Here is a 21,099-nt window from a genome sequence, read left to right on the forward strand (position 1 = left end):
CCGCCGCTGGCCAGAATCGGCCCATGAAGATGTCAGCGCTGCTGTCCCGTAATGCCAGCTCACGGCCAGGTATCACCGGCACCGCCCGAGTGGACCGCGACATCGATCGACTTCTGCGGCGCGTCACCCCCGGTGACATCGTCGTCCTCGACGCGCTCGATCTCGACCGCGTGACCGCCGACGCCCTCGTCGACGCCGGCGTCGCGGCCGTGGTGAACGCGTCACCGTCGATCTCCGGCCGGTACCCGAACCTCGGCCCCGAGGTGCTGGTCGCCAACGGCATCACCCTCGTCGACGACACCGGGCCCGAGGTGTTCAAGAAGGTCAAGGACGGTGCCCGGGTCCGGATCAACGAGGGCGGCGTGTACAACGGCGACCGCCGCCTGATCCTGGGCACCGAGCGCACCGACGCCGACATCCACGAGCTCATGCAGGAGGCCAAGGGCGGGCTGGTCGCGCACCTGGAGGCCTTCGCGGGCAACACAATCGAGTTCATCCGCAGCGAGAGCCCGCTGCTGATCGACGGCATCGGCATCCCCGACATCGACGTCGACATGAACCGGCGCCATGTGGTGATCGTGGCCGAGGAGGAGCACGCGGCCGCCGATCTGAAGGCCCTCAAGCCGTTCATCAAGGAGTACCAGCCGGTGCTGGTCGGCGTCGGCGCCGGCGCGGACACGCTGCGCAAGGCCGGGTACCGGCCCGCGCTGATCGTGGGCGACCCCGACAAGATCAGCACCGAGGTGCTGCGGTGCGGCGCCCAGGTGGTGCTGCCCGCCGACGCCGACGGGCACGCCGCCGGGCTGGAGCGGATCCAGGACCTCGGGGTCGGCGCGATGACGTTCCCGGCTGCCGGGTCGGCCGCCGATCTCGCTCTGCTGCTGTGCGACCACCACGGCGCGGCGCTGATCGTCACGGTCGGTCACGCCGCCAGCATCGAGGAGTTCTTCGATCGCAACCGGCAGCAGAGCAACCCGTCGACGTTCCTGACCCGGATGAAGGTGGGCGAGAAGCTGGTCGACGCCAAGGCGGTCGCGACGCTGTACCGCAGCCGGGTCTCCGGCGGTGCGATCGCGATGCTCGTGCTGGCGATGCTGATCGCGGTGATCGCCGCGCTGTGGGTGTCGCGCGCCGACGCGGCACTGCTGGAGTGGGTCTCGCAGTACTGGAACCAGTTCCTGCTGTGGGCCCAGGGCCTGGTGTCGTAGAGGGCTGACGTGATCTCACTGCGCACCCACGCCATCTCGCTCGCCGCGGTCTTCCTGGCGCTCGCCATCGGCGTGGCGCTGGGGTCGGGGCTGCTGTCCAACACGGTGCTGTCCGGCTTGCGTGACGACAAACAGGACATGCAGCAGCAGATCCACAGCTTGACCGACGAACGCAACGCGTTGAACGAGAAGCTCAGTGCAGCAGGGGATTTCGATGCGCAAATGGCGCCGCGCATTCTGCGTGACACCCTGGCGAACAAGTCGGTGGTGATCTTTCGCACCCCCGACGCCACCGACGGCGACGTCGACGGTCTGGTCCGGATGGTCGGTGCCGCGGGCGGGTCGGTCGCCGGCACCGTCGGGCTGACCCAGGAGTTCGTGGACGCGAACTCCGCCGAGAAACTGCTGTCGGTGGTCAACTCGCCGATCGTGCCCGCCGGCGCGCAGTTGAGCACGGCCACCGTCGACCAGGGCTCGCAGGCCGGTGACCTGCTCGGCATCACGCTGTTGGTGAACAAGGATCCGAAGGCGCCCCCGATCGACGACGGCCAGCGCGAGACCGTGCTGCGCGCGCTGCGCGACACCGGGTTCCTGACCTACGGCACCGAACGGGTCGGCGCGGCCAACACCGCGCTCGTGGTCACCGGCGGTCCGCTCGGCGAGGACGCCGGCAACCAGGGCGCCACGGTGGCGCGGTTCGCGTCCGGCCTGGCCAGGCACGGATCTGGCACCGTGCTCGTCGGCCGCGACGGCTCGGCCACCGGGACCGCCGCGATCGCGGTGACCCGCTCGGATGCCGCGCTGAAGAACGCGGTCAGCACCGTCGACGACGTCAACGCCGAATCGGGACGCATCACCGCCGTGCTGGCGCTCGGCGCGTTGATCAACGGCGCCCGGCCCGATCAGTTCGGCGTCGGCCCGGGAGCGACTTCGGTCACCGTCCCGCAATAGCCACCGGCGCGCCGGGAACAGTGAGCCGCTGTCGGTGTTAGGGTGAGATTCCGTGGGTCGGCAGGCCCCAACAGGGTCCTGAACTCGTTGAAGACCCGAACCGAACGAAGCCCTGCCCGGTCATCACGGAGGTAGTTCTTGCCAGCGTTACGCAAGCACCCGCAAACGGCCACCAAGCACATCTTTGTCACTGGTGGTGTCGTGTCGTCGCTCGGTAAGGGGCTCACGGCGTCCAGCCTCGGCCAGCTGCTGACCGCGCGGGGCCTGCAGGTCACCATGCAGAAGCTCGACCCGTACCTCAACGTCGACCCGGGCACGATGAACCCGTTCCAGCACGGGGAGGTCTTCGTCACCGAGGACGGGGCCGAGACCGACCTCGACGTCGGCCACTACGAGCGCTTCCTCGACCGGGACCTGTCCGGGTCGGCGAATGTGACCACCGGGCAGGTGTATTCGACGGTCATCGCCAAGGAGCGTCGCGGCGAGTACCTCGGCGACACGGTGCAGGTGATCCCGCACATCACCGACGAGATCAAGCGGCGGGTGCTGGAGATGGCCGCCCCCGACGCCGGCGGCAACCGGCCCGACGTGGTGATCACCGAGGTCGGCGGCACCGTCGGCGACATCGAATCGCTGCCGTTCCTGGAGGCGGCCCGCCAGGTCCGCCACGAGGTGGGTCGCGACAACTGCTTCTTCCTGCACTGCTCGCTGGTGCCCTACATGGCGCCCTCGGGTGAGCTCAAGACCAAGCCGACCCAGCACTCGGTCGCCGCGCTGCGCAGCATCGGTATCCAGCCCGACGCGCTGATCCTGCGCTGCGACCGCGACGTGCCCGAGCCGTTGAAGGTCAAGATCGCGCTGATGTGCGACGTCGACATCGACGGCGTCATCTCGACCCCGGACGCGCCGTCGATCTACGACATCCCCAAGGTGCTGCACCGCGAGGAGCTCGACGCGTATGTCGTGCGCCGGCTCAACCTGCCGTTCCGCGACGTCGACTGGACGCAGTGGAACGATCTGCTGCACCGCGTCCACGAGCCCCGCGAGACCGTCCGAATCGCGTTGGTGGGCAAGTACATCGACCTGTCCGACGCGTACCTGTCGGTCGCCGAGGCGTTGCGGGCCGGCGGGTTCGCCCACCACGCCAAGGTGGACATCCGCTGGATCCCGTCGGATGACTGCGAGACCGAGGCCGGCGCCGCCGCGGCGCTGGCCGACGTCGACGGGGTGCTGATCCCCGGCGGGTTCGGGATTCGCGGCATCGAGGGCAAGGTCGGTGCCATCCGGTATGCGCGCAGGCGCGGCCTGCCGGTGCTGGGGCTGTGCCTGGGCCTGCAGTGCATCGTGATCGAGGCCGCCCGCTCGGTCGGGCTGACCGAGGCGAACTCCGCGGAGTTCGATCCCGACACCCCCGACCCGGTGATCTCCACGATGGCCGATCAGCGCGATGCCGTCGCCGGTGAGGCCGACCTCGGCGGCACCATGCGCCTGGGCGCGTATCCCGCTGTGCTGGAAAAGGATTCGCTGGTCGCCAAGGCCTACGGGGCCACCCAGGTCTCGGAGCGGCACCGGCACCGCTACGAGGTGAACAACACCTACCGCGAGCGGATCGCCGAGAGCGGGCTGCGGTTCTCCGGCACCTCACCCGACGGGCACCTCGTCGAGTTCGTCGAGTATCCCGCCGACGTGCACCCGTTCCTCGTCGGCACCCAGGCCCACCCGGAGCTCAAGAGCAGGCCGACGCGCCCGCATCCGTTGTTCATCGCGTTCGTCGGCGCGGCCGTCGAGTACAACAACGGGGAACGGCTGCCCGTAGAACTTCCTGCGATTCCGGACTCCCAGGCCAACGGTGCCGAGCACGCACTCGAGGACGCCCCGGCCCGTGGCTGAGGACGACCCGGGCACCCACGAGTTCTCCACCGCACGTTCGGAAACCCTGCACGTCGGCAAGATCCTGGCGATGCGCGCCGACGAGGTGCGGATGCCCGGCGGGGGAACCGCCCGGCGCGAGGTGGTGGAGCACTTCGGCGCGGTGGCCGTGGTCGCACTCGACGAGGACGGTCGGGTGGTTCTGGTCTATCAGTACCGTCACGCGCTCGGCAGGCGGCTGTGGGAGCTGCCCGCCGGTCTGCTGGATTTCGGCGGCGAGGAGCCGCACGTGACCGCGGCCCGCGAACTCGTCGAGGAGGTCGGGCTGGCGGCCCGCGAGTGGCACACGCTGGTCGACATCGTGTCGGCGCCGGGCTTCTGCGACGAGAGCGTCCGGATCTTCCTGGCCACCGGCCTGAGCGATGTGGAGCGCCCCGAGGCCCACGACGAGGAGGCCGACCTGACCGTGACCCGGGTCGACCTCGCCGATGCGGTGGCCCGGGTGTACTCCGGGGACATCGTCAACTCCATCGCGGTGGCCGGCATCCTGGCCGCGCACGCGCTGCCGGACCCCTCGTCGTTGCGGCCGGTCGACGCGCCGTGGGTGGACCGGCCCTGGGCGTTCGCCCGCCGGATCGGGCGTACGTGAGCGAGACGGCGGCGATGGGCGTCGGAACCGCCCTCGACGATCAACTCCAGGGCTACCTCGATCACCTGGCGATCGAGCGTGGGGTCGCCGCCAACACGCTGAGCTCCTACCGACGCGATCTTCGCCGCTATGCCGAACACCTGCGGGCGCGGGAGATCGCCGACCTCGCCGATGTCGCCGAGACCGACGTCAGCGAGTTCCTGGTCGCGCTGCGCCAGGGCGACCCCGACAACGGTGTGGTGCCGCTGTCGGCGGTGTCGGCGGCGCGGGCGCTGATCGCGGTGCGGGGTCTGCACCGGTTCGCCGCATCCGAGGGTTTCGCCGCGATCGACGTGGCCCGCGACGTCAAACCGCCGACCCCGAGCAGGCGGCTGCCGAAGAGCCTGACCATCGACGAGGTGCTGGCGCTGCTGGAGGCCGCCGGCGGTGACAGCGACGCCGACTCCCCGCTGACATTGCGCAACCGGGCGCTGCTGGAACTGCTGTACTCGACCGGCGCCCGGATCTCCGAGGCGGTCGGGCTCGACGTCGACGACGTGGACACCGAGGCCCGGTCGGTGCTGCTGCGCGGTAAGGGTGGCAAGCAGCGGCTGATCCCGATCGGGCGCCCCGCGGTCAGCGCGCTGGACACCTACCTGGTGCGGGGGCGCCCCGACCTGGCCCGCCGCGGGCGCGGCACCCCGGCGATCTTCCTCAACGCCCGCGGTGGCCGGTTGTCGCGGCAGAGCGCGTGGCAGGTGTTGCAGGACGCCGCCGAACGCGCGGGCGTCACCGCGACGGTGTCCCCGCACGTGCTGCGGCACTCGTTCGCGACGCACCTGCTCGACGGCGGCGCGGACGTGCGGGTGGTGCAGGAGCTGCTCGGCCATGCCTCGGTGACGACCACGCAGATCTACACGATGGTCACCGTGAACGCCCTGCGCGAGGTGTGGGCCGGCGCCCATCCGCGGGCCCGCTAACCGACCAGATACTCCGATTCGAGCACCAGGTCGGGCAGCAGTGACTGGTATTCGACATGGGTCTTGTGCTCGACGGTGTCCCACCGCGTGCCCTGCTGTTCGCGCATGTGGCGCCGGTAGCCCGGTGCGCCCGGGATGCGCACGTTGTCGGCGACGACGATCGAGCCCCGGTGCAGCCAGCCGCGTTCCTCGATGGCGAGCAGATCCGACAGGTACGCGCTCTTGTCGTGGTCGATGAACAGCAGGTCGACGCTGCCCGCGGTGACGTCGTGCTCGCCGGCCAGCGCGTCGAGGGTGCGCCCGCCGTCCCCGATCGTGCCGACGACGCAGGTGACCCGGTCGGCGACTCCGGCGTGGGCCCAGATGCGGCGCGCGACCTCGGCGTTGGCCGCGGAAAACTCCACCGACAGCACCCGGGCCGACGGCGCCGCCCGCGCGATGCGCAGCGCGCTGTAGCCGCAGTAGGTGCCGAGCTCCACGGCCAGGGCGGGATGGGCGCGGCGCACCGCCGCGTCGAGCAGCGCGCCCTTCTCGACACCCACGTTGACGAGCATCGCCTCGCGGGTGGCGAAGGTGTCGATCGCGGCGAGCGCCGCATCCACGTCTCCGCGCGGTGCCGTGGCCTCGACGAAGTCCGCGCACGCGTTCTCGCGGCCGTCACCGATCTGGCCGGTACGCACGAACGACGGCATGCCGAGCGCCAGCCGGGCCCATCTCCGTAGACCGTTCATGGCGTGAGATTAGCGGCGATATCCGGCGTTGCGTGCGGGTCTGCCTCACCGATTGGTCTCTCCCCGTTAAACTTGCCCGGATGTCCGCCATGCCTGCAGGTTGCCTGACCAGCGAAGGTCTGGCATGACCGACCCGACAGGCGCTCCGGACCCCGAACCCACCCCCGGTCTGACCGGCCGGCTGCCACGCCAGATCCCTGAACCCACGCCCCGCACCTCGCACGGACCGGCGAAGGTCATCGCGATGTGCAACCAGAAGGGCGGCGTCGGAAAGACCACCTCGACGATCAACCTCGGCGCCAGCCTGGCCGAGTACGGCCGGCGCGTGCTGCTGGTCGACCTGGATCCGCAGGGCGCATTGTCGGCCGGGCTGGGCGTGCCGCACTACGAGCTCGAGCACACCGTGCACAACCTGCTGGTGGAGCCCCGGGTCTCGATCGACCAGGTGCTGATCAAGACCCGGGTGCCGGGGCTGGACCTGGTGCCCAGCAACATCGACCTGTCCGCCGCCGAGATCCAGCTCGTCAACGAGGTCGGCCGCGAGCAGACGCTCGCCCGGGCGCTGTATCCGGTGCTGGACCGCTACGACTACGTGCTGATCGACTGCCAGCCGTCGCTGGGCCTGCTCACCGTCAACGGGCTGGCCTGCAGCGACGGGGTGATCATCCCGACCGAGTGTGAGTTCTTCTCGCTGCGCGGGCTGGCGCTGCTCACCGACACCGTCGAGAAGGTGCACGACCGGCTGAACCCGAAGCTGGAGATCAGCGGCATCCTGATCACCCGCTACGACCCCCGCACGGTGAACTCGCGTGAGGTGATGGCCCGCGTCGTGGAACGCTTCGGGGACCTGGTGTTCGACACCGTGGTGACCCGCACCGTGCGGTTCCCCGAGACCAGCGTGGCCGGCGAACCGATCACCACGTGGGCGCCGAAATCTGCTGGCGCCGAGGCATATCGGGCGCTGGCGCGTGAGGTCATCTACCGGTTCGGCGCGTGAGCGAGACCACGACCGCGGATCAGCCCACCGACGCGTCGCCCCAGGCCGGGTTCAAGGTCCGGCTCAGCAACTTCGAGGGTCCGTTCGATCTGCTGCTGCAGCTGATCTTCGCGCACCGGCTCGACGTCACCGAGGTCGCGCTGCACCAGGTGACCGACGAGTTCATCGCATACACCAAGCAGATCGGGCCGCAGCTGGGCCTCGACGAGACCACCTCGTTCCTGGTCGTCGCCGCGACACTACTGGACCTGAAGGCCGCGCGGTTGCTGCCGGCGGGTGAAATCCACGACGAGGAGGATCTCGCGCTGCTGGAGGTCCGTGACCTGCTGTTCGCGCGGCTACTCCAGTACCGGGCGTTCAAGCACGTCGCCGAGATGTTCGCCGAGCTGGAAGCCGCGGCGATGCGCAGCTACCCGCGGGCGGTGTCCCTGGAGGATCGTTATTCCGAACTGCTTCCCGAGGTGATGCTCGGCGTCGACGCGGCCCGGTTCGCCGAGATCGCGGCCGCGGCGTTCACGCCGCGCCCGGTTCCGTCCGTGCGCCTCGACCACCTGCACCAGGTGTCGGTGTCGGTTCCCGAGCAGGCGGCCAAGCTGGTGTCGCTGCTGGAGCAGCGTGGCATCGGGGAGTGGGCGTCGTTCTCCGAGCTGGTCTCCGACTGCGAGGTGCCGATCGAGATCGTCGGGCGGTTCCTCGCGCTCCTCGAGCTCTACCGGGCGCGGGCGGTAACATTTGAGCAGCCCGAGGCGCTTGGCGTGCTCCAGATCGCGTGGACCGGAGAGCGGCCGACCAGCCAACAGTTGGCGACCGCGGACGCGGAATAGAAAAGATTATGACAGAAGAGATCTCGACGGACAGCCCCTCGGATGTGGAGATCGTCGACACCGACGGCCATGACCCGGCCGCGGATGACGGCGACGAACTCGACGACGCCGCGCCGGTCGAACTGGACAACGCCGAACTGGATTCCGTGCTCGAAGCGCTTCTGCTGGTGGTCGACACCCCGGTGACAATCGACACACTGGCCACCGTCACCGAGCAGCCCGCCGAACGCATCACCGACCGCCTGCGGCTGCTCGCCGACGGGTACGTCGCCCGCGACAGTGGCATCGACCTGCGCGAGGCCGGCGGTGGCTGGCGGATGTACACCAGGGCCCGCTATGCGCCGTATGTGGAGAAACTGCTGCTCGACGGAGCCCGCTCGAAGCTGACCCGCGCGGCGCTGGAGACCCTGGCGGTGGTCGCGTACCGGCAGCCCGTGACGCGGGCCCGGGTCAGCGCGGTGCGCGGGGTCAACGTCGATGCGGTGATGCGCACGCTGCTGGCGCGCGGGCTCATCACCGAGGCGGGCACCGATCCGGATTCGGGTGCGGTGACCTTCGCGACGACCGAATTGTTCCTCGAGCGGCTCGGGCTGACATCGCTGACCGATCTGCCCGACATCGCACCGCTGCTACCGGACGTCGACGTGATCGACGACATCAGCGAAAACCTCGGTGAGGAACCGCGATTCATGAAACTCAACGGCGCCCAGGCCCCCGAAGCCCCGGCCGCCATCGACGTCGACCAGGACTGAGGATGACAGACAACGACGGAGTACGCCTGCAAAAGGTGTTGTCCCAGGCCGGCATCGCGTCACGGCGCGTCGCTGAGAAGATGATCCGCGACGGCCGGGTGGAGGTCGACGACCAGATAGTCACCGAACTCGGCACCCGTGTCGACCCCGCCGAGCAGGTGATCCGCGTCGACGGCGCCAGGATCACCGTCGACGACGAGCGGGTGTACCTCGCGATCAACAAGCCGCGCGGCATGCACTCCACGATGTCGGACGACCGTGGCAGGCCGTGTGTCGGCGATCTGGTCGAACACCGGGTCCGTGGCACCAAGAAGCTGTTCCACGTCGGGCGACTCGACGCCGACACCGAGGGATTGCTGTTGCTGACCAACGACGGTGAGCTCGCGCACCGGCTGATGCACCCGTCCTACGAAGTGCCCAAGTCCTATGTCGCCACCGTGCTCGGATCGGTGCCGAAGGGGCTGGGCCGCAAGCTGCGCGACGGAGTCGTGCTCGACGACGGTCCGGTGCGGGTCGACGATTTCGCATTGGTGGACACGGTGCCCGGACGCACCCTGGTGCGGGTCACGCTGCACGAGGGCCGCAAGCACATCGTGCGCCGGGTGCTGGCCGAAGTCGGTTTCCCCGTGCAGGAACTCGTCCGCACCGACATCGGCTCGGTGACGCTGGGCGACCAGCGCCCGGGCAGCATCCGCGTGTTGACACAGAAGGAGATCGGCGAACTGTACAAGGCGGTGGGCCTGTGAGCCCCTCTGTGGTGATCGCGATCGACGGACCTGCTGGAACCGGAAAGTCCTCGGTGGCACGAGGTTTGGCCCGTGCGCTGAATGCCCGCTATCTGGACACCGGTGCGATGTACCGCATCGTGACCCTCGGTGTGCTGCGCGCCGGCATCGATCTGGCCGACACCACGGCGATCGCGGACGTCGCTCAACGAGTGGATCTGGCGGTCGGTTTCGATCCGGACGGGGACCGCTCGTATCTGGCCGGTGAGGACGTCTCGGCCGAGATCCGTGGCGATGCCGTCACCAAGGCCGTCTCGGCGGTGTCGGCGGTGCCGCAGGTCCGGGCTCGGCTGGTGGAGCTACAGCGTGAACTCGCTTCTGCGCCGGGCAGTGTCGTCGTCGAGGGGCGCGACATCGGCACCGTGGTGCTGCCGGCCGCGGACGTGAAGATCTTCCTGACCGCCTCGGCGGAGGTGCGTGCGCGGCGGCGCACCGACCAGAACATCGCCAACGGCAGGCCCGCCGACTACGACGCGGTGCTCGCCGACGTCAAACGCCGGGACCACCTGGACTCCACCAGGGCGGTGTCACCGCTGCGGGCGGCCGACGACGCGATCGTCGTCGACACCAGCGAGATGAATCAGGACGAGGTCGTGGCGTACCTGACCGAACTCGTCGCACAGAGAGCAGGAGTGTCCCGATGACCGAGGACGGCGCCGGCGACGGCGTGTGGTTCGACGAGGGCGACTGGGAGCTGGGCGCAGAAGAGGTGGCCGAGGCCATCGAGGAGGCCTCGGCGCCGCCGCCGGTGGTCGCCGTCGTGGGCCGGCCCAACGTCGGCAAATCCACTCTGGTGAACCGGATCCTGGGCCGGCGCGAAGCCGTCGTGCAGGACGTCCCCGGCGTCACTCGGGACCGGGTGTCCTATGACGCGTCCTGGGGCACCCAGCGATTCGTCGTGCAGGACACCGGCGGGTGGGAGCCCGACGCCAAGGGGCTGCAGCAGCTGGTGGCCGAGCAGGCGTCGGTCGCGATGCGCACCGCCGACGCGATCATCTTCGTCGTCGACGCCGTGGTCGGGGCCACCACCGCCGACGAGGCCGCGGCAAAACTGTTGCAGCGCTCCGGAAAACCGGTGTTCCTGGCCGCCAACAAGGTCGACAACGAGCGCGGCGAGGCCGACGCGGCCGCGCTGTGGTCGCTGGGGCTGGGGGAGCCGCATCCGATCAGCGCGATGCACGGCCGCGGCGTCGCCGACCTGCTCGACTCCGTTGTCGCGGAGCTGCCGTCGGTCTCCGAGGTTTCCGGAGCAGGAGGCGGCGGCCCGCGCCGGGTCGCGCTGGTGGGTAAGCCCAACGTCGGGAAATCGTCTCTGCTGAACCGGCTTTCGGGTGACGTCCGCTCGGTGGTGCACGATGTCGCGGGCACCACCGTCGACCCGGTCGACTCGCTGATCGAGATGGACGGCAAGCTCTGGCGTTTCGTCGACACCGCGGGCTTGCGCCGCAAGGTCGGGCAGGCCAGCGGCCACGAGTTCTACGCGTCGGTGCGCACCCACGGTGCGATCGACGCGGCCGAGGTCGCGATCGTGCTCGTCGACGCGTCCCAGCCGCTGACCGAACAGGACCAGCGGGTGCTGTCGATGGTGATCGAGGCGGGCCGGGCGCTGGTGCTGGCTTTCAACAAGTGGGACCTGGTCGACGAGGACCGCCGCTACCTGCTGGACCGCGAGATCGACCTGCAGCTGGCCCAGATCCAGTGGGCGCCGCGGGTGAACATCTCGGCCAAGACCGGCCGCGCCGTGCAGAAACTGGTGCCCGCGCTGGAGACGTCGTTGGCGTCCTGGGACAAGCGCATCACCACCGGGCAGCTGAACTCCTTCCTCAAGGAGGTCGTCGCCGCGACCCCGCCGCCGGTTCGTGGCGGCAAGCAGCCCCGCATCCTGTTCGCCACCCAGGCGGCGTCGCGTCCGCCGACGTTCGTGTTGTTCACCTCCGGCTTCCTGGAGGCCGGATACCGGCGCTTCCTGGAGCGCCGACTCCGCGAGACGTTCGGTTTCGAGGGCAGCCCGATCCGGATCAACGTGCGGGTGCGTGAGAAAAGGGGTTCGAAGTCGCGGCGGTGACTTCGCTAGGGTCGGTTGAGTGTCCGTACTCGACATGGTCCTCATCGCGCTCGCGGGTGTCGGGGCGGGAGCCATCAACGCCGTCGTCGGTTCCGGCACGCTGATCACGTTTCCCACCCTGGTGACGCTGGGTTTCCCGCCGGTCACGGCGACGATGTCGAACGCGGTGGGCCTGGTCGCCGGCGGGGTGTCGGGGACCTGGGGTTACCGCCGCGAGCTGCGCGGTCAGTGGCACCGGCTGCGCTGGCAGCTGCCGGCATCGTTCATCGGCGCCGCCGGCGGTGCGTGGCTGCTGCTGCACCTGCCGGAGAAGGTCTTCATCCAGGTGGTGCCCGGGCTGCTGATATTGGCCCTGGTGCTGGTGGTGCTCGGTCCGCGGATCCAGAACTGGGCCAAACAGCGCGCCGAAGCCGCGGGCCGGTCCGTCGACCACGTCTCGACGGCCCGGATGATCGCGCTGGTGGCCGGGACGTTCGCGGTCGGCGTCTACGGCGGCTATTTCACCGCGGCACAAGGCATTCTGCTGATCGCGGTGATGGGTGCGCTGCTGCCCGAGGACATGCAGCGGATGAACGCCGCGAAGAACCTGCTGTCGCTGATCGTGAACATCGTCGCGGCGCTCGCCTACACGGTGGTCGCGTTCGACCGGATCAGCTGGGCCGCGGCAGGGCTGATCGCGGTCGGGTCGCTCGCCGGCGGATTCCTCGGCGCGCACTACGGGCGTCGGCTCTCGCCGGCCGCGCTGCGCGCGGTGATCGTCGTGGTGGGGCTGATCGGGTTGTGGCGCCTGCTGGCGGTGTAGCTCAGAACGTGCGGCGGTGCGCCTCCTGCTCCAGCACGGCGTCGAGGTCGCCGAGCCGCTCCATCGAGGACACCGCGCGGCGGGTGCGCATGTTGGCCGCCAGCAGTTCGCGGTGGCGATGGGTGAACGCCCAGTAGCCGGCGGTGAACGGGCACGCGTCGTCGCCGAGGCGCTTCTTCGGGTCGTAGGCGCAGTCGCGGCAGAGGTCGCTCATCTTGTTGATGTAGGCGCCGCCGGAGGTGTACGGCTTGGTGGCCAGGCGCCCGCCGTCGGCGTGCTGGCTCATGCCGACGACGTTGGTCGGCATCACCCAGCGGAAGCCGTCGACGAACGCGGTGGCGAACCACTCGGTGAGGTCGTCGGGGCGGTAACCGCGCTGCAGCGCGTGGCTGCCGAGGATCATCAGGCGCTGGATGTGGTGCGTCCAGCCGCGGTCGCGGACGCCTGCGAGCGCGTCGTGCAGGCACCGTGCGGTGACGGCGTCGGCGTCGAGGTCAGCCCACCAATCAGGCAGCTCGGTGCGGGAGTTCAGTTCGTTGGCCTCGGTGTAGCCGGGTCCGAAGTGCCAGTACAGGTGCCACATGTATTCGCGCCAGCCCAGGATCTGGCGGATGAAACCCTCGACGGCCGCCAGCGGGGCCGCACCGTCGCGGTAGGCGCGCTCGGCTTTGTCCACGGCGTCCAGCGGGTGCAGCACACCGAGGTTCAGCGGCACGGACAGCAGCGAGTGCGACATGGCCCAGTCTTCGGCCAGGATCGCGTCCTCGTAGCGGCCGAAGTGGGGGAGGCGGTGCTCGATGAAGCGGGCGAGCGCGCGTTGCGCCTCGGCCGGGGTGACGGCGAACAGTCGCGGTCCGTCGGCGCCGACGGTGTCGAGGTCCATCGTGTCGAGGTCGCGGCGGACCTGCGCGTCGATAACGTCCTCGCGCGGTCGGTACGGGGCCGGTACGCCGAGGGTAGGCGCCTTGGGTGGCGGTTCGCGGTTGTCTTCGTCGTAGTTCCACCGGTTGCCGACGGGGTCGGCGCCGTTCATCAACACGTCGAAGCGGCGCCGCTGATCGCGGTAGAAGTCCTCCATCCGGAACCGGGTGCGCGCCCCGGCCCATTCGGCGAAGTCGTTGCGCAACAGCGCGAAGGTGGGTGTGGGCAGCACGTCGGCGACGAGGCCCTGCCGCATGAGCCGCTGCACGAACCGTTCGGCGGCGTGCGAGGTGGGCTGGTGCACCAGTACCGGCCGGCCGACGCGTCGCAGCCCCTCGGTGTAGGTGCCGGCCTGGATCAGGGTGGCCCGGTCGCCGAGGTCGCGTGCGGCGTGGCGCAGCGCGGACAGCACCAGGTGCAGTTTCTGCCGGTGATAACGGCGCTTGCGCAGCGCGGAGGCGGCCTCGATGAGCACGACCTCCCGGTGGGCGTGCTCGCCCCCGTACACGGCGGGGCCGAGCTGATCGGCGAACAGCCACAGCGGAGCGTCGTCGGTGGGCACGGTCTCGGGATGCCCGATCTGCGCGGCGGCACGCGGTTGGGATTCCGGTGTCACGCTGATGTAAGCTTTCGACCGCCTACCGGCGATCCCGGAAGGCACCGCGGGCTGTGGCGCAGCTTGGTAGCGCACTTGACTGGGGGTCAAGTGGTCGCAGGTTCAAATCCTGTCAGCCCGACGCAGGTCAAAGGCGGTTTCCGATCACCGGGAACCGCCTTTTTCATGCCCGTACCCAAACGCTATACCCAAACCAGGATCACAGGCCGAGCGCAGCGCCGAGGCCGTCGACCGCTGCCCGCGCAGTGTCGTCGGATGTGTGGCCATAGAGGTCGCCGGTGATCGCGATAGACGAGTGCCCGAGCAGGTCGGCCGCGGCCTTGATATGAACTCCCGACTCCAGCCACGCGACCGCTGCAGAGTGGCGCATCGTGTGCGCGCCGACGCCCTCGATGCCGGCCTTCTTGGCAGCCAGTTCGACCGTGCGCAACAGGTTGCGAGGATCCACCATCGTGCCGAACTCGGTCGCAAACACCACCCCGGTATCGGTCCACAGGTCGCCCGCCGCTAGGCGCTCCTCGAGCTGCTGAGTCCGCCACGCCTTGAGCGCGGCCACCACTCCGGAATGCAGCGGCACACGACGTCGCGACCGATCGGTTTTCGGCTCGGTCAGTACCAGGTCGCCGTCGACCCGGGACAGTGTGTGCCGGACCGTCAGTTCGCCCTTCTGCAAGTCCACGTCCGACCACAGCAGGCCGGCTACCTCGCCGCGGCGCAGACCGGTAGTCGCCATAACGAGCACTGCCACGTAGTAGCGCAGGTCGCGCGCCGCATCGAGCAAGCGCGCGACGTCGGCCGCCGATAAGTACTTCGCCTCTCGGTGCGCGACCGCGGGCCGCTTCACCTTGGCCGCGGGATTCGATGCGACCAGGCCGTCCCGGACCGCGACGTCGAGCGCCTGGCGCAGCACCGCGTACACCGCCCGCACCGTCGAATCCGAGAGCTCGTCGCCGCGCAGTTTCACAATCAGCGCCTCGATGTCGGACGGCTTCAGCCTGTCCAGCCGCTTGGCCCCGATCGTCGCGCCTTCGAGGTGCTTGCGGCTCAACGTGGCGTAGAGCGATTTCGTCGTAGCCTTGCGGTCCGAGGCCGCCAGGGACGTTTCCCGCCAACGCTCCAACCAGGAAGTCAGGGTGTCGGGCGCATCTTTGGCCGGCTGGCCGTCTTCGAGCCGCCGCCGGACCTTCTTCAGCTCTTTGCGGCACTCAGTCGCCGTCGTCGCGTAGACCGAAACGGATCGCCGTTTGTCGGTGGCTGGGTCTAGATAGGAGACGCGGCCCTCCCAGCGACCGTTCGCGCGCTGCCGCACGTTGCCCTCCCCGTTCGCGCGTTTCGTCATTTCGGACCCCCCAATTCGGAACCAATTTTTCTGGCCGTCTACGTGCCAACTACCCGCGCTGCGAATAGAGCTCGCGCACACAGTAAGTCGAGCCGTGTCTAACTGACTGTAACCGCGCCGCAGTTCAGGCGAACAACAACGAACGGAGACGACATGGCTCACAGCGATCTCACCCCCAAGGAACCGACCCGGCTTCTGCTGCCGTACACCGAGGCTCAAGTGATGCTCGGGAACATTGGGCGTACGACTCTTTGGGAGCTCGTACGGGCCGGCGAGCTCGTCCGGGTGAACATCGGGCGTCGCGGCTTCATCACTGCGGAATCCATTGCGGCGTATGTGGATCGACTCAGTGAGGCCGCGACGGCGTGACCAGTCACGCATGCCGTCACCAGTTGGATGGACGGACCGGCCTGCGTCGGTGAGACATGAACAAGTTCGCGTGGCTTAAAGCAGCGCTGTCGGACGCGGAGTTGACCGACAGAGAGCTCCGACTGGCCGTCCTCCTCGGCGTGACGTACACGCGCAGCGACGGCGTCGGCTGGGCGGTCGAACTCGACGAGATCGCCACACACCTGCGCGGAGGCATGTCCCGGCGGAGACTCATCGACGCGCTCGGACGGTTGGCGGACCGTGGCTATCTGGTGGAGACGGGGCGGTGGGGCGGTGGGCGCGGCCAGCGTGCGCGACGGTCGTTCAATCTCCGATTACCCCTGACGCCAACGTCGGGGGTATTGAATGAAACCCCGGACGCCAGCGGTACGGGTTTGAATGAAGAAACCCCTGACGCCAGCGTCCGAAACCCACGACGCCAGCGTCCGAAACCCCTGACGCCAGCGTCCAACAAAACACCCTCTGAACTGCGCGGAACACCCCCTACAGGGATTCCTACAGGGATTCCTACAGGGATTCCTACAGGGGGCGTCAGGCGCGGGCCGTACGGCCCACGGTGCGACGACCACCTCTTGAACCCCCACCCCCCGAAGTGCTCAGCATGCCGTGACGCCCGGCTGGCCGACGAGAGCCAGCAGCAAGTCGAGGCCGACCGAACCGAGCAAGAGCGCGAGGCGATCCGCAAAGCGATCAATGACTGCCCCGACTGCGACCAGTACGGCCGGGACTGGATCGACCCTCTCGTCGATTGCCCGAAGCATCCGAACTTCCGCAGGAAGAAGTCAGCGTGAGAAGCCGAGACCGCGTCATTGTGCGTGCCTACGTCGACACCGGGGCGCTCGACCGGCCCTGTCCGGGCTGCGGTGCCGACCCCGCTCAGTGGTGCCAGACACCAGACGGCCGAGATCGCCGCGTCCCATACGTCCAGCGAGTTACAACGACCGACACGAAAGAGGTTCGATGAACGACTACGACGAAGTCCCGGGCGCAGAGGCCGCCGGCCGAGCAATGTTGGCGCGCGAGTTCGCGTTCCGATGCGTCACCGCGCAGCACGACGAAACACAGCCGATCGCGTTCCGCCCAACGACGGTCGACGAACGCGACGCCATCCGGGACCAGGCCGTCACAGCGGTCTATCGCGACGCGCTGGCGGCCGGCCTCACGTTGGCTGACGTTGACGCCGCCGAGCTCGAAATACGGCGGATCTACCTAAACCGATCCGGCTGCGATTACCTCCTGGCAATCGCTCGCCAGCACCTCACGCTGCTGCAGCTCGACGAACCAGACGGCCCGGGGCAGGACGCCGAGGATCACCGGGCAGACGACGGAACGCCGCTGTGATCGCGGCCGTCAACGGCGTCATGCTCGCCGCCGACGACGCCGAAACGCTGCTCGGTGCACTGGATCTGCTCGAACGGCTGCTCGCTGAGCGCCGTTCGCGGCCCTCGGCGAAGCTCGTCCACACGACCGCGCAGCTGCGCAGAGCGACACGAAAGTGTGCCGCGCAGGCCGCAGCCGCCACAGCGGCAGGTAGTTCACCAGCAGACCAAACGAATCGCCGCCACGATGGCGGCTATGCGACCGTCACCAGCTCCGAAGCTGCGCGGATCCTCGGCGTCACCACGAACGCCGTTCGCGCGCTCGCGCGCCGCAACCCGCGGCGACTCGGCAGCCAGCGCGTCGGGAACCGCTGGGTGCACGACCTCGCCCGCGTCGAGCACCGCGCCGCACGCCGCAAGGGCCGCTGATGCCTGAACCCGACGTCGTGACGATCCCGAACGTCGACCTCGTCCGCGTCGGTGTCCACGAAATCAGCACCGGCACATGGCGCGTCACCCCGGAAGACCTCGCCGACGCTGTCGCCGCGCACCGAGCCGGCGCGATCCGCGACGCCGTGATCAAACTCGGCCACACCGGGATGGGTGACGCCGCACCGGCGCTCGGCCGCGTCAGCAACCTGCAGCTCGGCGAGAGCGGCAACGTCCTCATCGGCGACTTCCACGGCGTCCCGAAAGCCGTCGCGGCGGTAATCCGCCGCGCCTACCCACAGCGCAGCGTCGAAGGCTGGGTGAACTACACCGACCCCGTCAGCGGACGCGGGTTCCGCTTCGTGCTGACCGCCGTCGCGTTGCTCGGCGCGGAGCTCCCCGGCGTCGACGGCCTGGCCGACCTCGGCGACGTCGCCGCCCTCTACGGAGTCGCAGCTAGCCGCGTTGCCCTGCCGAGTGCGACCACGCCCAACGCCACCGAAGCACCCCGCACCGATACCCGTGCCCGCGCCGTCAAAGTCGCCGCCGCCCGCCGGCGACGAAGCAACCGAACGAACGGAGACTGACCATGCCCAACGCACTGCTGCCCGAACTGAATGGCCGCAAGCTCACCGTCGACGTCGCGCTGAAGACGCCCAGCGTCATCGCGGCGCGGATCGCCAAGCTCGCTGACACGGCCCTTCTGCTGCCACAGTTCACGCACCAGCTCGGCTCGCCCGTGCTCGGCGGCGGAATGCTGTTCTCGACAGTGACAGCGGCGAACTTCTACACCGCCGACGACGTCGAACAGCGCGCCCCGGGCGACCAGTACCGCACCACGGTCGGTGTAGACCCGGTGCCGGACCTGGCGAAGGTCGAGGACTGGGGTGGCAAGGTCCAGGTGCCCGACGAGTACATCATCCGCAACAACGTGTCCTACATGGACCAGCAGATCATCCAGCTCGCGAACACGATCGCCCGCAAGCTCGATCAACGCCTCATGGCCAAGATCGAGGCGGCCGCCGCGGGCGGCGTGATCACCGTCCCTGGACACGACTGGAGCGACCTGGTCACCGTGGGCCCGGAAGCCGAGCTGACGCCGTCTGGCGAACTGCCGACCGCTGACCTTGCCGACGCGCAGATGGTCGCCGACCTCGATGAACTCGGCGTCGTGCACGACCTGCTCATCGTCCACCCCGAACAGGCCCGAGCGCTCAAGGTTGCCTACGCCGACAAGCTCGACGCGATGCTCAAATCCGCTGGCGTAGAACTGTTCTCCAACCCGCGCGTCACCGCTGGCACCGCATGGGCAATCCAGAAGGGCGCTGTCGGCACCGTCGGATTCGAAATCGGCCTCACCGTCGACATCATCGACGACCGCCAAACCCGATCGAAGTGGGTCCAGGCCTACGTCGTCCCGGCCATCGCGATCGACAACATCCGGGCCGCCAAGAAACTGACCGGCCTCGCCGGATAGCCGACCCCGCACAGACACGGAAAGGAACCCGGAGATGGCTTTCACGCTCACCGACGTACAACAGGCCGCGCTGCTCGAGGCGCTCGGACTGCCCGCCGACACTACCGACCCCGAGCTCGTCGTCGACACCGTCACCGACCTCGTGGCACAGGCCGAGGCCCTCGACCCCGCCAAGCCGTCCACCGTTGCCGCAGCAGCCAAGAAGGCCGGCATGGAGCTGCTCGACAAGGACGCCGCCAACGCGCTGCGCCGAGACGCCGCAGAGGGCCGCAAGATGGCCGCCGCCGCGGCACAGGAACGCATCGCGGCGTCCGTCGATGACGCCATCCGCAAGGGCAAGATCACGCCGGGCCGGCGCAAGCACTGGGTCAATCTGATCAGCGCCGACCCCGAGATGGCCGACGTACTCGCCAAGGTGCCCGACGAGACCGCAGCCCCTATGTCCGAGACCGGGCACTCGATGAACCCTGAACCCGGATCGGATCTGGCCGAACCCGGCGAGTGGTTCTACTGAGACTCGCGACCCAATGCGGCGGGTCGCGACGGTAGCGCAGCGCACGTTTGGCCGGACACTTTCGTGCGCTGCGCCGCCCCCACATCCTCTGGAAGGCGCATCCACATGAAGACGCCCGCGACCGGACGTAGACGCACCACAACCCAGCGCGGCCTGGGCTACACACACCGCGAGCAGGTCGCACGCCTGCGTGCAGCACACGTCGACGGCACGCCGTGCTGGTGGTGCGGCCTACCCATGTACCGGGATCGCACGAAGAACCCCGACTACGACCCGCACGCGACGCGTCGCGATGGCAAGCCCGACACCCTCACGGGCGTCCTGGCCGGCGATCACACCAACCCGCGATCCGCCGGCGGTACGCAAGCCGACCGACTGCTGCACGGCCTGTGCAATACGCAGCGCGGAGACGGCCGCCGCGACCATGAACGCCCCGCGCTGCGGCAGCTGCCGCGTCAGCACCCGCTCGGCGATCTGCAGATGGGGTGGCCAGCAATATGACCCGGCTCGCCGCGGCGACACCCCCGGATTTTCTTGAGGGGGCGGGGTAGGTGACTCCCACGGCGGTGGTCACGAATTTTTTTGGGGGAGCCGGAATTTTCGCGTGTTGCCTGTCACCCGAGACTCGCGAAGCGGTCCAGAATGCCGGCGACGTGGTCGATGAGATCGCCGAGGCCCTCCATTCCGATCATGTCTCCGTCCTCAGTGGCGAATCCTGTTCGCAACTGAGGCGGAGGAGGGTCCGACATCTCAATGCCGTCAGCCCATGGAATCGGATCGCCGGAACTGTTCGCATCGCCTTCACGGTTTCGACGTAGCTCCACGTACGCGATGATCCACGTCGCCGCGACCGGCCCGCTGAGTCCCTGCGCGAGTGCCCTACCGCGCATCTCTTGAAGCGCTTCGGCGATGTGGAGCGTCGGAATTGGCCAGGTGGCAGCCAGGATCATGCTCATGTCGTCATCGAGCTCCGGTGACCGCGCAGAAACCGCGAATGCACCGGTTGCGAACAGACTGAGTCGGCGATGTTTGTCGCGGTTGATGAACGCCGCAAGGGTTGGGAGTGCTGCGCGGTGTTGCTCTGCCTGTGCAAAGGGCTGGGACGCGTGGAGTGCACTCGCGTGGTCGTTGGATGCGCCGGGGACCTTGCTCTGCAGTTGCTGTTCCCACCCGGCTGGATCGGTGACGATCGGGAAGTAGATGGTCCTATCACGCTTCTCGGACCTTTCGGCCGTTCCAGTTGCGTAGACCTGCCAGGCGATGTAATCCAACGCGCGCCGTAGTGCATCGAATATCTCACCGGCCAGGATGCTCAAGTTCGGTTTGGGCTCGCTGGTTATCACCACGTCGAACTCCCAACGCATCACTTCGGAGTTCCGTTGGCCCAGCAGGCTAATGCCACCAGACGCACTCCAATCGGCAAACGTCGATTTCAGTGTTTCGTGCTGGGCTCTGGCGCGGTTGATCCACTCGCGGGCATCGCCAAGGTTGAGCGCCATCGC

24 protein-coding genes and 1 tRNA gene are annotated in these 21,099 nt (G+C 68.7%); 21 read left to right on the forward strand and 4 right to left on the reverse strand.

Features of this window, described 5'->3' with window-relative positions:
* Positions 1–23 precede the first annotated feature (23 nt).
* From steA to xerD, 5 genes are all read left to right on the forward strand, one after another.
* A complete protein-coding gene (steA, locus tag NTM_RS19270; RefSeq protein WP_104865667.1) occupies positions 24–1,208 on the forward strand; it encodes a putative cytokinetic ring protein SteA in 1,185 nt (394 codons plus the stop codon).
* A gap of 9 nt (positions 1,209–1,217) precedes the next feature.
* Positions 1,218–2,159: a copper transporter gene (locus NTM_RS19275; protein WP_104865666.1), complete on the forward strand. Its 942-nt coding sequence runs from the start codon at positions 1,218–1,220 to the stop codon at positions 2,157–2,159.
* 138 nt (positions 2,160–2,297) lie between these two features.
* Positions 2,298–4,049, forward strand: a complete 1,752-nt coding sequence (gene pyrG / locus NTM_RS19280) for a CTP synthase (protein ID WP_163767123.1) — start codon at positions 2,298–2,300, stop codon at positions 4,047–4,049.
* Complete coding sequence (locus NTM_RS19285; RefSeq protein WP_163767125.1) at positions 4,042–4,677, forward strand: NUDIX domain-containing protein; 636 nt, start codon at positions 4,042–4,044, stop codon at positions 4,675–4,677. Before pyrG ends, NTM_RS19285 begins: the two co-directional genes overlap by 8 nt.
* Positions 4,678–4,691: 14 nt before the next feature.
* Complete coding sequence (gene xerD, locus NTM_RS19290; protein ID WP_163769554.1) at positions 4,692–5,636, forward strand: site-specific tyrosine recombinase XerD; 945 nt, start codon at positions 4,692–4,694, stop codon at positions 5,634–5,636.
* On the opposite strand, the gene NTM_RS19295 is transcribed toward xerD, so the two are convergent.
* Positions 5,633–6,367 (reverse strand): O-methyltransferase, encoded by a 735-nt coding sequence (locus NTM_RS19295; protein ID WP_163767126.1) that lies wholly within the window; start codon positions 6,365–6,367, stop codon positions 5,633–5,635. The genes xerD and NTM_RS19295 overlap by 4 nt on opposite strands.
* Before the next feature lie 124 nt (positions 6,368–6,491).
* Between NTM_RS19295 and NTM_RS19300 the strand changes: the two genes are divergently transcribed.
* Genes NTM_RS19300 through NTM_RS19330 form a run of 7 tightly spaced genes read left to right on the forward strand, consistent with a single transcriptional unit; the run spans position 6,492 to position 12,592 of the window.
* Positions 6,492–7,364 carry a ParA family protein gene (locus tag NTM_RS19300; RefSeq protein ID WP_104865662.1) on the forward strand — a complete coding sequence of 291 codons (873 nt, stop codon included), beginning with the start codon at positions 6,492–6,494 and terminating at the stop codon, positions 7,362–7,364.
* Positions 7,361–8,188 (forward strand): segregation/condensation protein A, encoded by an 828-nt coding sequence (locus NTM_RS19305; RefSeq protein WP_104865661.1) that lies wholly within the window; start codon positions 7,361–7,363, stop codon positions 8,186–8,188. Before NTM_RS19300 ends, NTM_RS19305 begins: the two co-directional genes overlap by 4 nt.
* Before the next feature lie 8 nt (positions 8,189–8,196).
* Positions 8,197–8,940, forward strand: a complete 744-nt coding sequence (gene scpB / locus NTM_RS19310; protein ID WP_163767128.1) for an SMC-Scp complex subunit ScpB — start codon at positions 8,197–8,199, stop codon at positions 8,938–8,940.
* Positions 8,941–8,942: 2 nt separating this feature from the next.
* On the forward strand, positions 8,943–9,686 hold the full coding sequence (locus NTM_RS19315) for a pseudouridine synthase (protein ID WP_163767130.1): 744 nt from the start codon (positions 8,943–8,945) through the stop codon (positions 9,684–9,686).
* Positions 9,683–10,369 carry a (d)CMP kinase gene (gene cmk / locus NTM_RS19320; protein ID WP_163767132.1) on the forward strand — a complete coding sequence of 229 codons (687 nt, stop codon included), beginning with the start codon at positions 9,683–9,685 and terminating at the stop codon, positions 10,367–10,369. The genes NTM_RS19315 and cmk overlap by 4 nt, the downstream gene beginning before the upstream one ends.
* Complete coding sequence (gene der, locus NTM_RS19325; protein ID WP_163767134.1) at positions 10,366–11,790, forward strand: ribosome biogenesis GTPase Der; 1,425 nt, start codon at positions 10,366–10,368, stop codon at positions 11,788–11,790. Before cmk ends, der begins: the two co-directional genes overlap by 4 nt.
* Positions 11,791–11,824: 34 nt before the next feature.
* Positions 11,825–12,592 carry a sulfite exporter TauE/SafE family protein gene (locus tag NTM_RS19330; RefSeq protein WP_170312022.1) on the forward strand — a complete coding sequence of 256 codons (768 nt, stop codon included), beginning with the start codon at positions 11,825–11,827 and terminating at the stop codon, positions 12,590–12,592.
* A gap of 1 nt (position 12,593) precedes the next feature.
* Here NTM_RS19330 and NTM_RS19335 read toward each other — a convergent pair whose 3' ends face one another.
* Positions 12,594–14,075: a cryptochrome/photolyase family protein gene (locus NTM_RS19335; protein ID WP_179964075.1), complete on the reverse strand. Its 1,482-nt coding sequence runs from the start codon at positions 14,073–14,075 to the stop codon at positions 12,594–12,596.
* A 101-nt stretch (positions 14,076–14,176) separates the two neighbouring features.
* Here NTM_RS19335 and NTM_RS19340 point away from each other — a divergent pair.
* Positions 14,177–14,250, forward strand: a tRNA-Pro gene (locus tag NTM_RS19340).
* A gap of 78 nt (positions 14,251–14,328) precedes the next feature.
* Here NTM_RS19340 and NTM_RS19345 read toward each other — a convergent pair.
* Positions 14,329–15,468: a tyrosine-type recombinase/integrase gene (locus NTM_RS19345; RefSeq protein ID WP_163767138.1), complete on the reverse strand. Its 1,140-nt coding sequence runs from the start codon at positions 15,466–15,468 to the stop codon at positions 14,329–14,331.
* A gap of 153 nt (positions 15,469–15,621) precedes the next feature.
* Here NTM_RS19345 and NTM_RS19350 point away from each other — a divergent pair, with 153 nt between their 5' ends.
* The 8 genes from NTM_RS19350 to NTM_RS19385 all read left to right on the forward strand — a co-directional run bounded on the left by NTM_RS19350 (position 15,622) and on the right by NTM_RS19385 (position 20,098).
* The gene (locus NTM_RS19350) at positions 15,622–15,837 is read left to right on the forward strand and encodes a helix-turn-helix domain-containing protein (RefSeq protein ID WP_197746386.1); all 216 of its coding nucleotides are present in this window, start codon (positions 15,622–15,624) and stop codon (positions 15,835–15,837) included.
* Positions 15,838–15,893: 56 nt separating this feature from the next.
* On the forward strand, positions 15,894–16,649 hold the full coding sequence (locus NTM_RS19355; protein WP_163767141.1) for a hypothetical protein: 756 nt from the start codon (positions 15,894–15,896) through the stop codon (positions 16,647–16,649).
* Between the two features lie 169 nt (positions 16,650–16,818).
* Positions 16,819–17,199 (forward strand): hypothetical protein, encoded by a 381-nt coding sequence (locus tag NTM_RS19360; RefSeq protein ID WP_163767143.1) that lies wholly within the window; start codon positions 16,819–16,821, stop codon positions 17,197–17,199.
* Complete coding sequence (locus NTM_RS19365; RefSeq protein ID WP_163767145.1) at positions 17,196–17,606, forward strand: hypothetical protein; 411 nt, start codon at positions 17,196–17,198, stop codon at positions 17,604–17,606. The genes NTM_RS19360 and NTM_RS19365 overlap by 4 nt, the downstream gene beginning before the upstream one ends.
* Complete coding sequence (locus NTM_RS19370) at positions 17,606–18,193, forward strand: hypothetical protein (protein WP_163767148.1); 588 nt, start codon at positions 17,606–17,608, stop codon at positions 18,191–18,193. The genes NTM_RS19365 and NTM_RS19370 overlap by 1 nt, the downstream gene beginning before the upstream one ends.
* A 2-nt stretch (positions 18,194–18,195) precedes the next feature.
* Positions 18,196–19,083 (forward strand): major capsid protein, encoded by an 888-nt coding sequence (locus NTM_RS19375; RefSeq protein ID WP_163767150.1) that lies wholly within the window; start codon positions 18,196–18,198, stop codon positions 19,081–19,083.
* A gap of 34 nt (positions 19,084–19,117) precedes the next feature.
* Positions 19,118–19,597 (forward strand): phage protease, encoded by a 480-nt coding sequence (locus NTM_RS19380; protein WP_163767153.1) that lies wholly within the window; start codon positions 19,118–19,120, stop codon positions 19,595–19,597.
* Positions 19,598–19,702: 105 nt separating this feature from the next.
* Positions 19,703–20,098, forward strand: a complete 396-nt coding sequence (locus tag NTM_RS19385; protein ID WP_163767155.1) for a hypothetical protein — start codon at positions 19,703–19,705, stop codon at positions 20,096–20,098.
* A gap of 113 nt (positions 20,099–20,211) precedes the next feature.
* Here NTM_RS19385 and NTM_RS19390 read toward each other — a convergent pair whose 3' ends face one another.
* On the reverse strand, positions 20,212–21,096 hold the full coding sequence (locus tag NTM_RS19390) for a hypothetical protein (protein ID WP_163767157.1): 885 nt from the start codon (positions 21,094–21,096) through the stop codon (positions 20,212–20,214).
* Between the last annotated feature and the right edge of the window lie 3 nt (positions 21,097–21,099).

The organism is Mycolicibacterium parafortuitum (assembly GCF_010725485.1).
Classification (GTDB): Bacteria; Actinomycetota; Actinomycetes; order Mycobacteriales; family Mycobacteriaceae; genus Mycobacterium.

Bases quoted from the DNA above. Each gene is read 5' to 3' on its own strand.
- NTM_RS19295 (WP_163767126.1), bottom strand. From the start codon at position 6,367: ATGAACGGTCTACGGAGATGGGCCCGGCTGGCGCTCGGCATGCCGTCG.
- NTM_RS19330 (WP_170312022.1), top strand. From the start codon at position 11,825: ATGGTCCTCATCGCGCTCGCGGGTGTCGGGGCGGGAGCCATCAACGCC.
- NTM_RS19360 (WP_163767143.1), top strand. From the start codon at position 16,819: ATGAACGACTACGACGAAGTCCCGGGCGCAGAGGCCGCCGGCCGAGCA.
- scpB (WP_163767128.1), top strand. From the start codon at position 8,197: ATGACAGAAGAGATCTCGACGGACAGCCCCTCGGATGTGGAGATCGTC.
- xerD (WP_163769554.1), top strand. From the start codon at position 4,692: ATGGGCGTCGGAACCGCCCTCGACGATCAACTCCAGGGCTACCTCGAT.
- NTM_RS19345 (WP_163767138.1), bottom strand. From the start codon at position 15,468: ATGACGAAACGCGCGAACGGGGAGGGCAACGTGCGGCAGCGCGCGAAC.
- NTM_RS19385 (WP_163767155.1), top strand. From the start codon at position 19,703: ATGAAGACGCCCGCGACCGGACGTAGACGCACCACAACCCAGCGCGGC.
- NTM_RS19315 (WP_163767130.1), top strand. From the start codon at position 8,943: ATGACAGACAACGACGGAGTACGCCTGCAAAAGGTGTTGTCCCAGGCC.
- NTM_RS19370 (WP_163767148.1), top strand. From the start codon at position 17,606: ATGCCTGAACCCGACGTCGTGACGATCCCGAACGTCGACCTCGTCCGC.
- NTM_RS19390 (WP_163767157.1), bottom strand. From the start codon at position 21,096: ATGGCGCTCAACCTTGGCGATGCCCGCGAGTGGATCAACCGCGCCAGA.
- NTM_RS19300 (WP_104865662.1), top strand. From the start codon at position 6,492: ATGACCGACCCGACAGGCGCTCCGGACCCCGAACCCACCCCCGGTCTG.
- steA (WP_104865667.1), top strand. From the start codon at position 24: ATGAAGATGTCAGCGCTGCTGTCCCGTAATGCCAGCTCACGGCCAGGT.
- NTM_RS19380 (WP_163767153.1), top strand. From the start codon at position 19,118: ATGGCTTTCACGCTCACCGACGTACAACAGGCCGCGCTGCTCGAGGCG.
- NTM_RS19350 (WP_197746386.1), top strand. From the start codon at position 15,622: ATGGCTCACAGCGATCTCACCCCCAAGGAACCGACCCGGCTTCTGCTG.
- der (WP_163767134.1), top strand. From the start codon at position 10,366: ATGACCGAGGACGGCGCCGGCGACGGCGTGTGGTTCGACGAGGGCGAC.
- NTM_RS19375 (WP_163767150.1), top strand. From the start codon at position 18,196: ATGCCCAACGCACTGCTGCCCGAACTGAATGGCCGCAAGCTCACCGTC.
- NTM_RS19355 (WP_163767141.1), top strand. From the start codon at position 15,894: ATGAACAAGTTCGCGTGGCTTAAAGCAGCGCTGTCGGACGCGGAGTTG.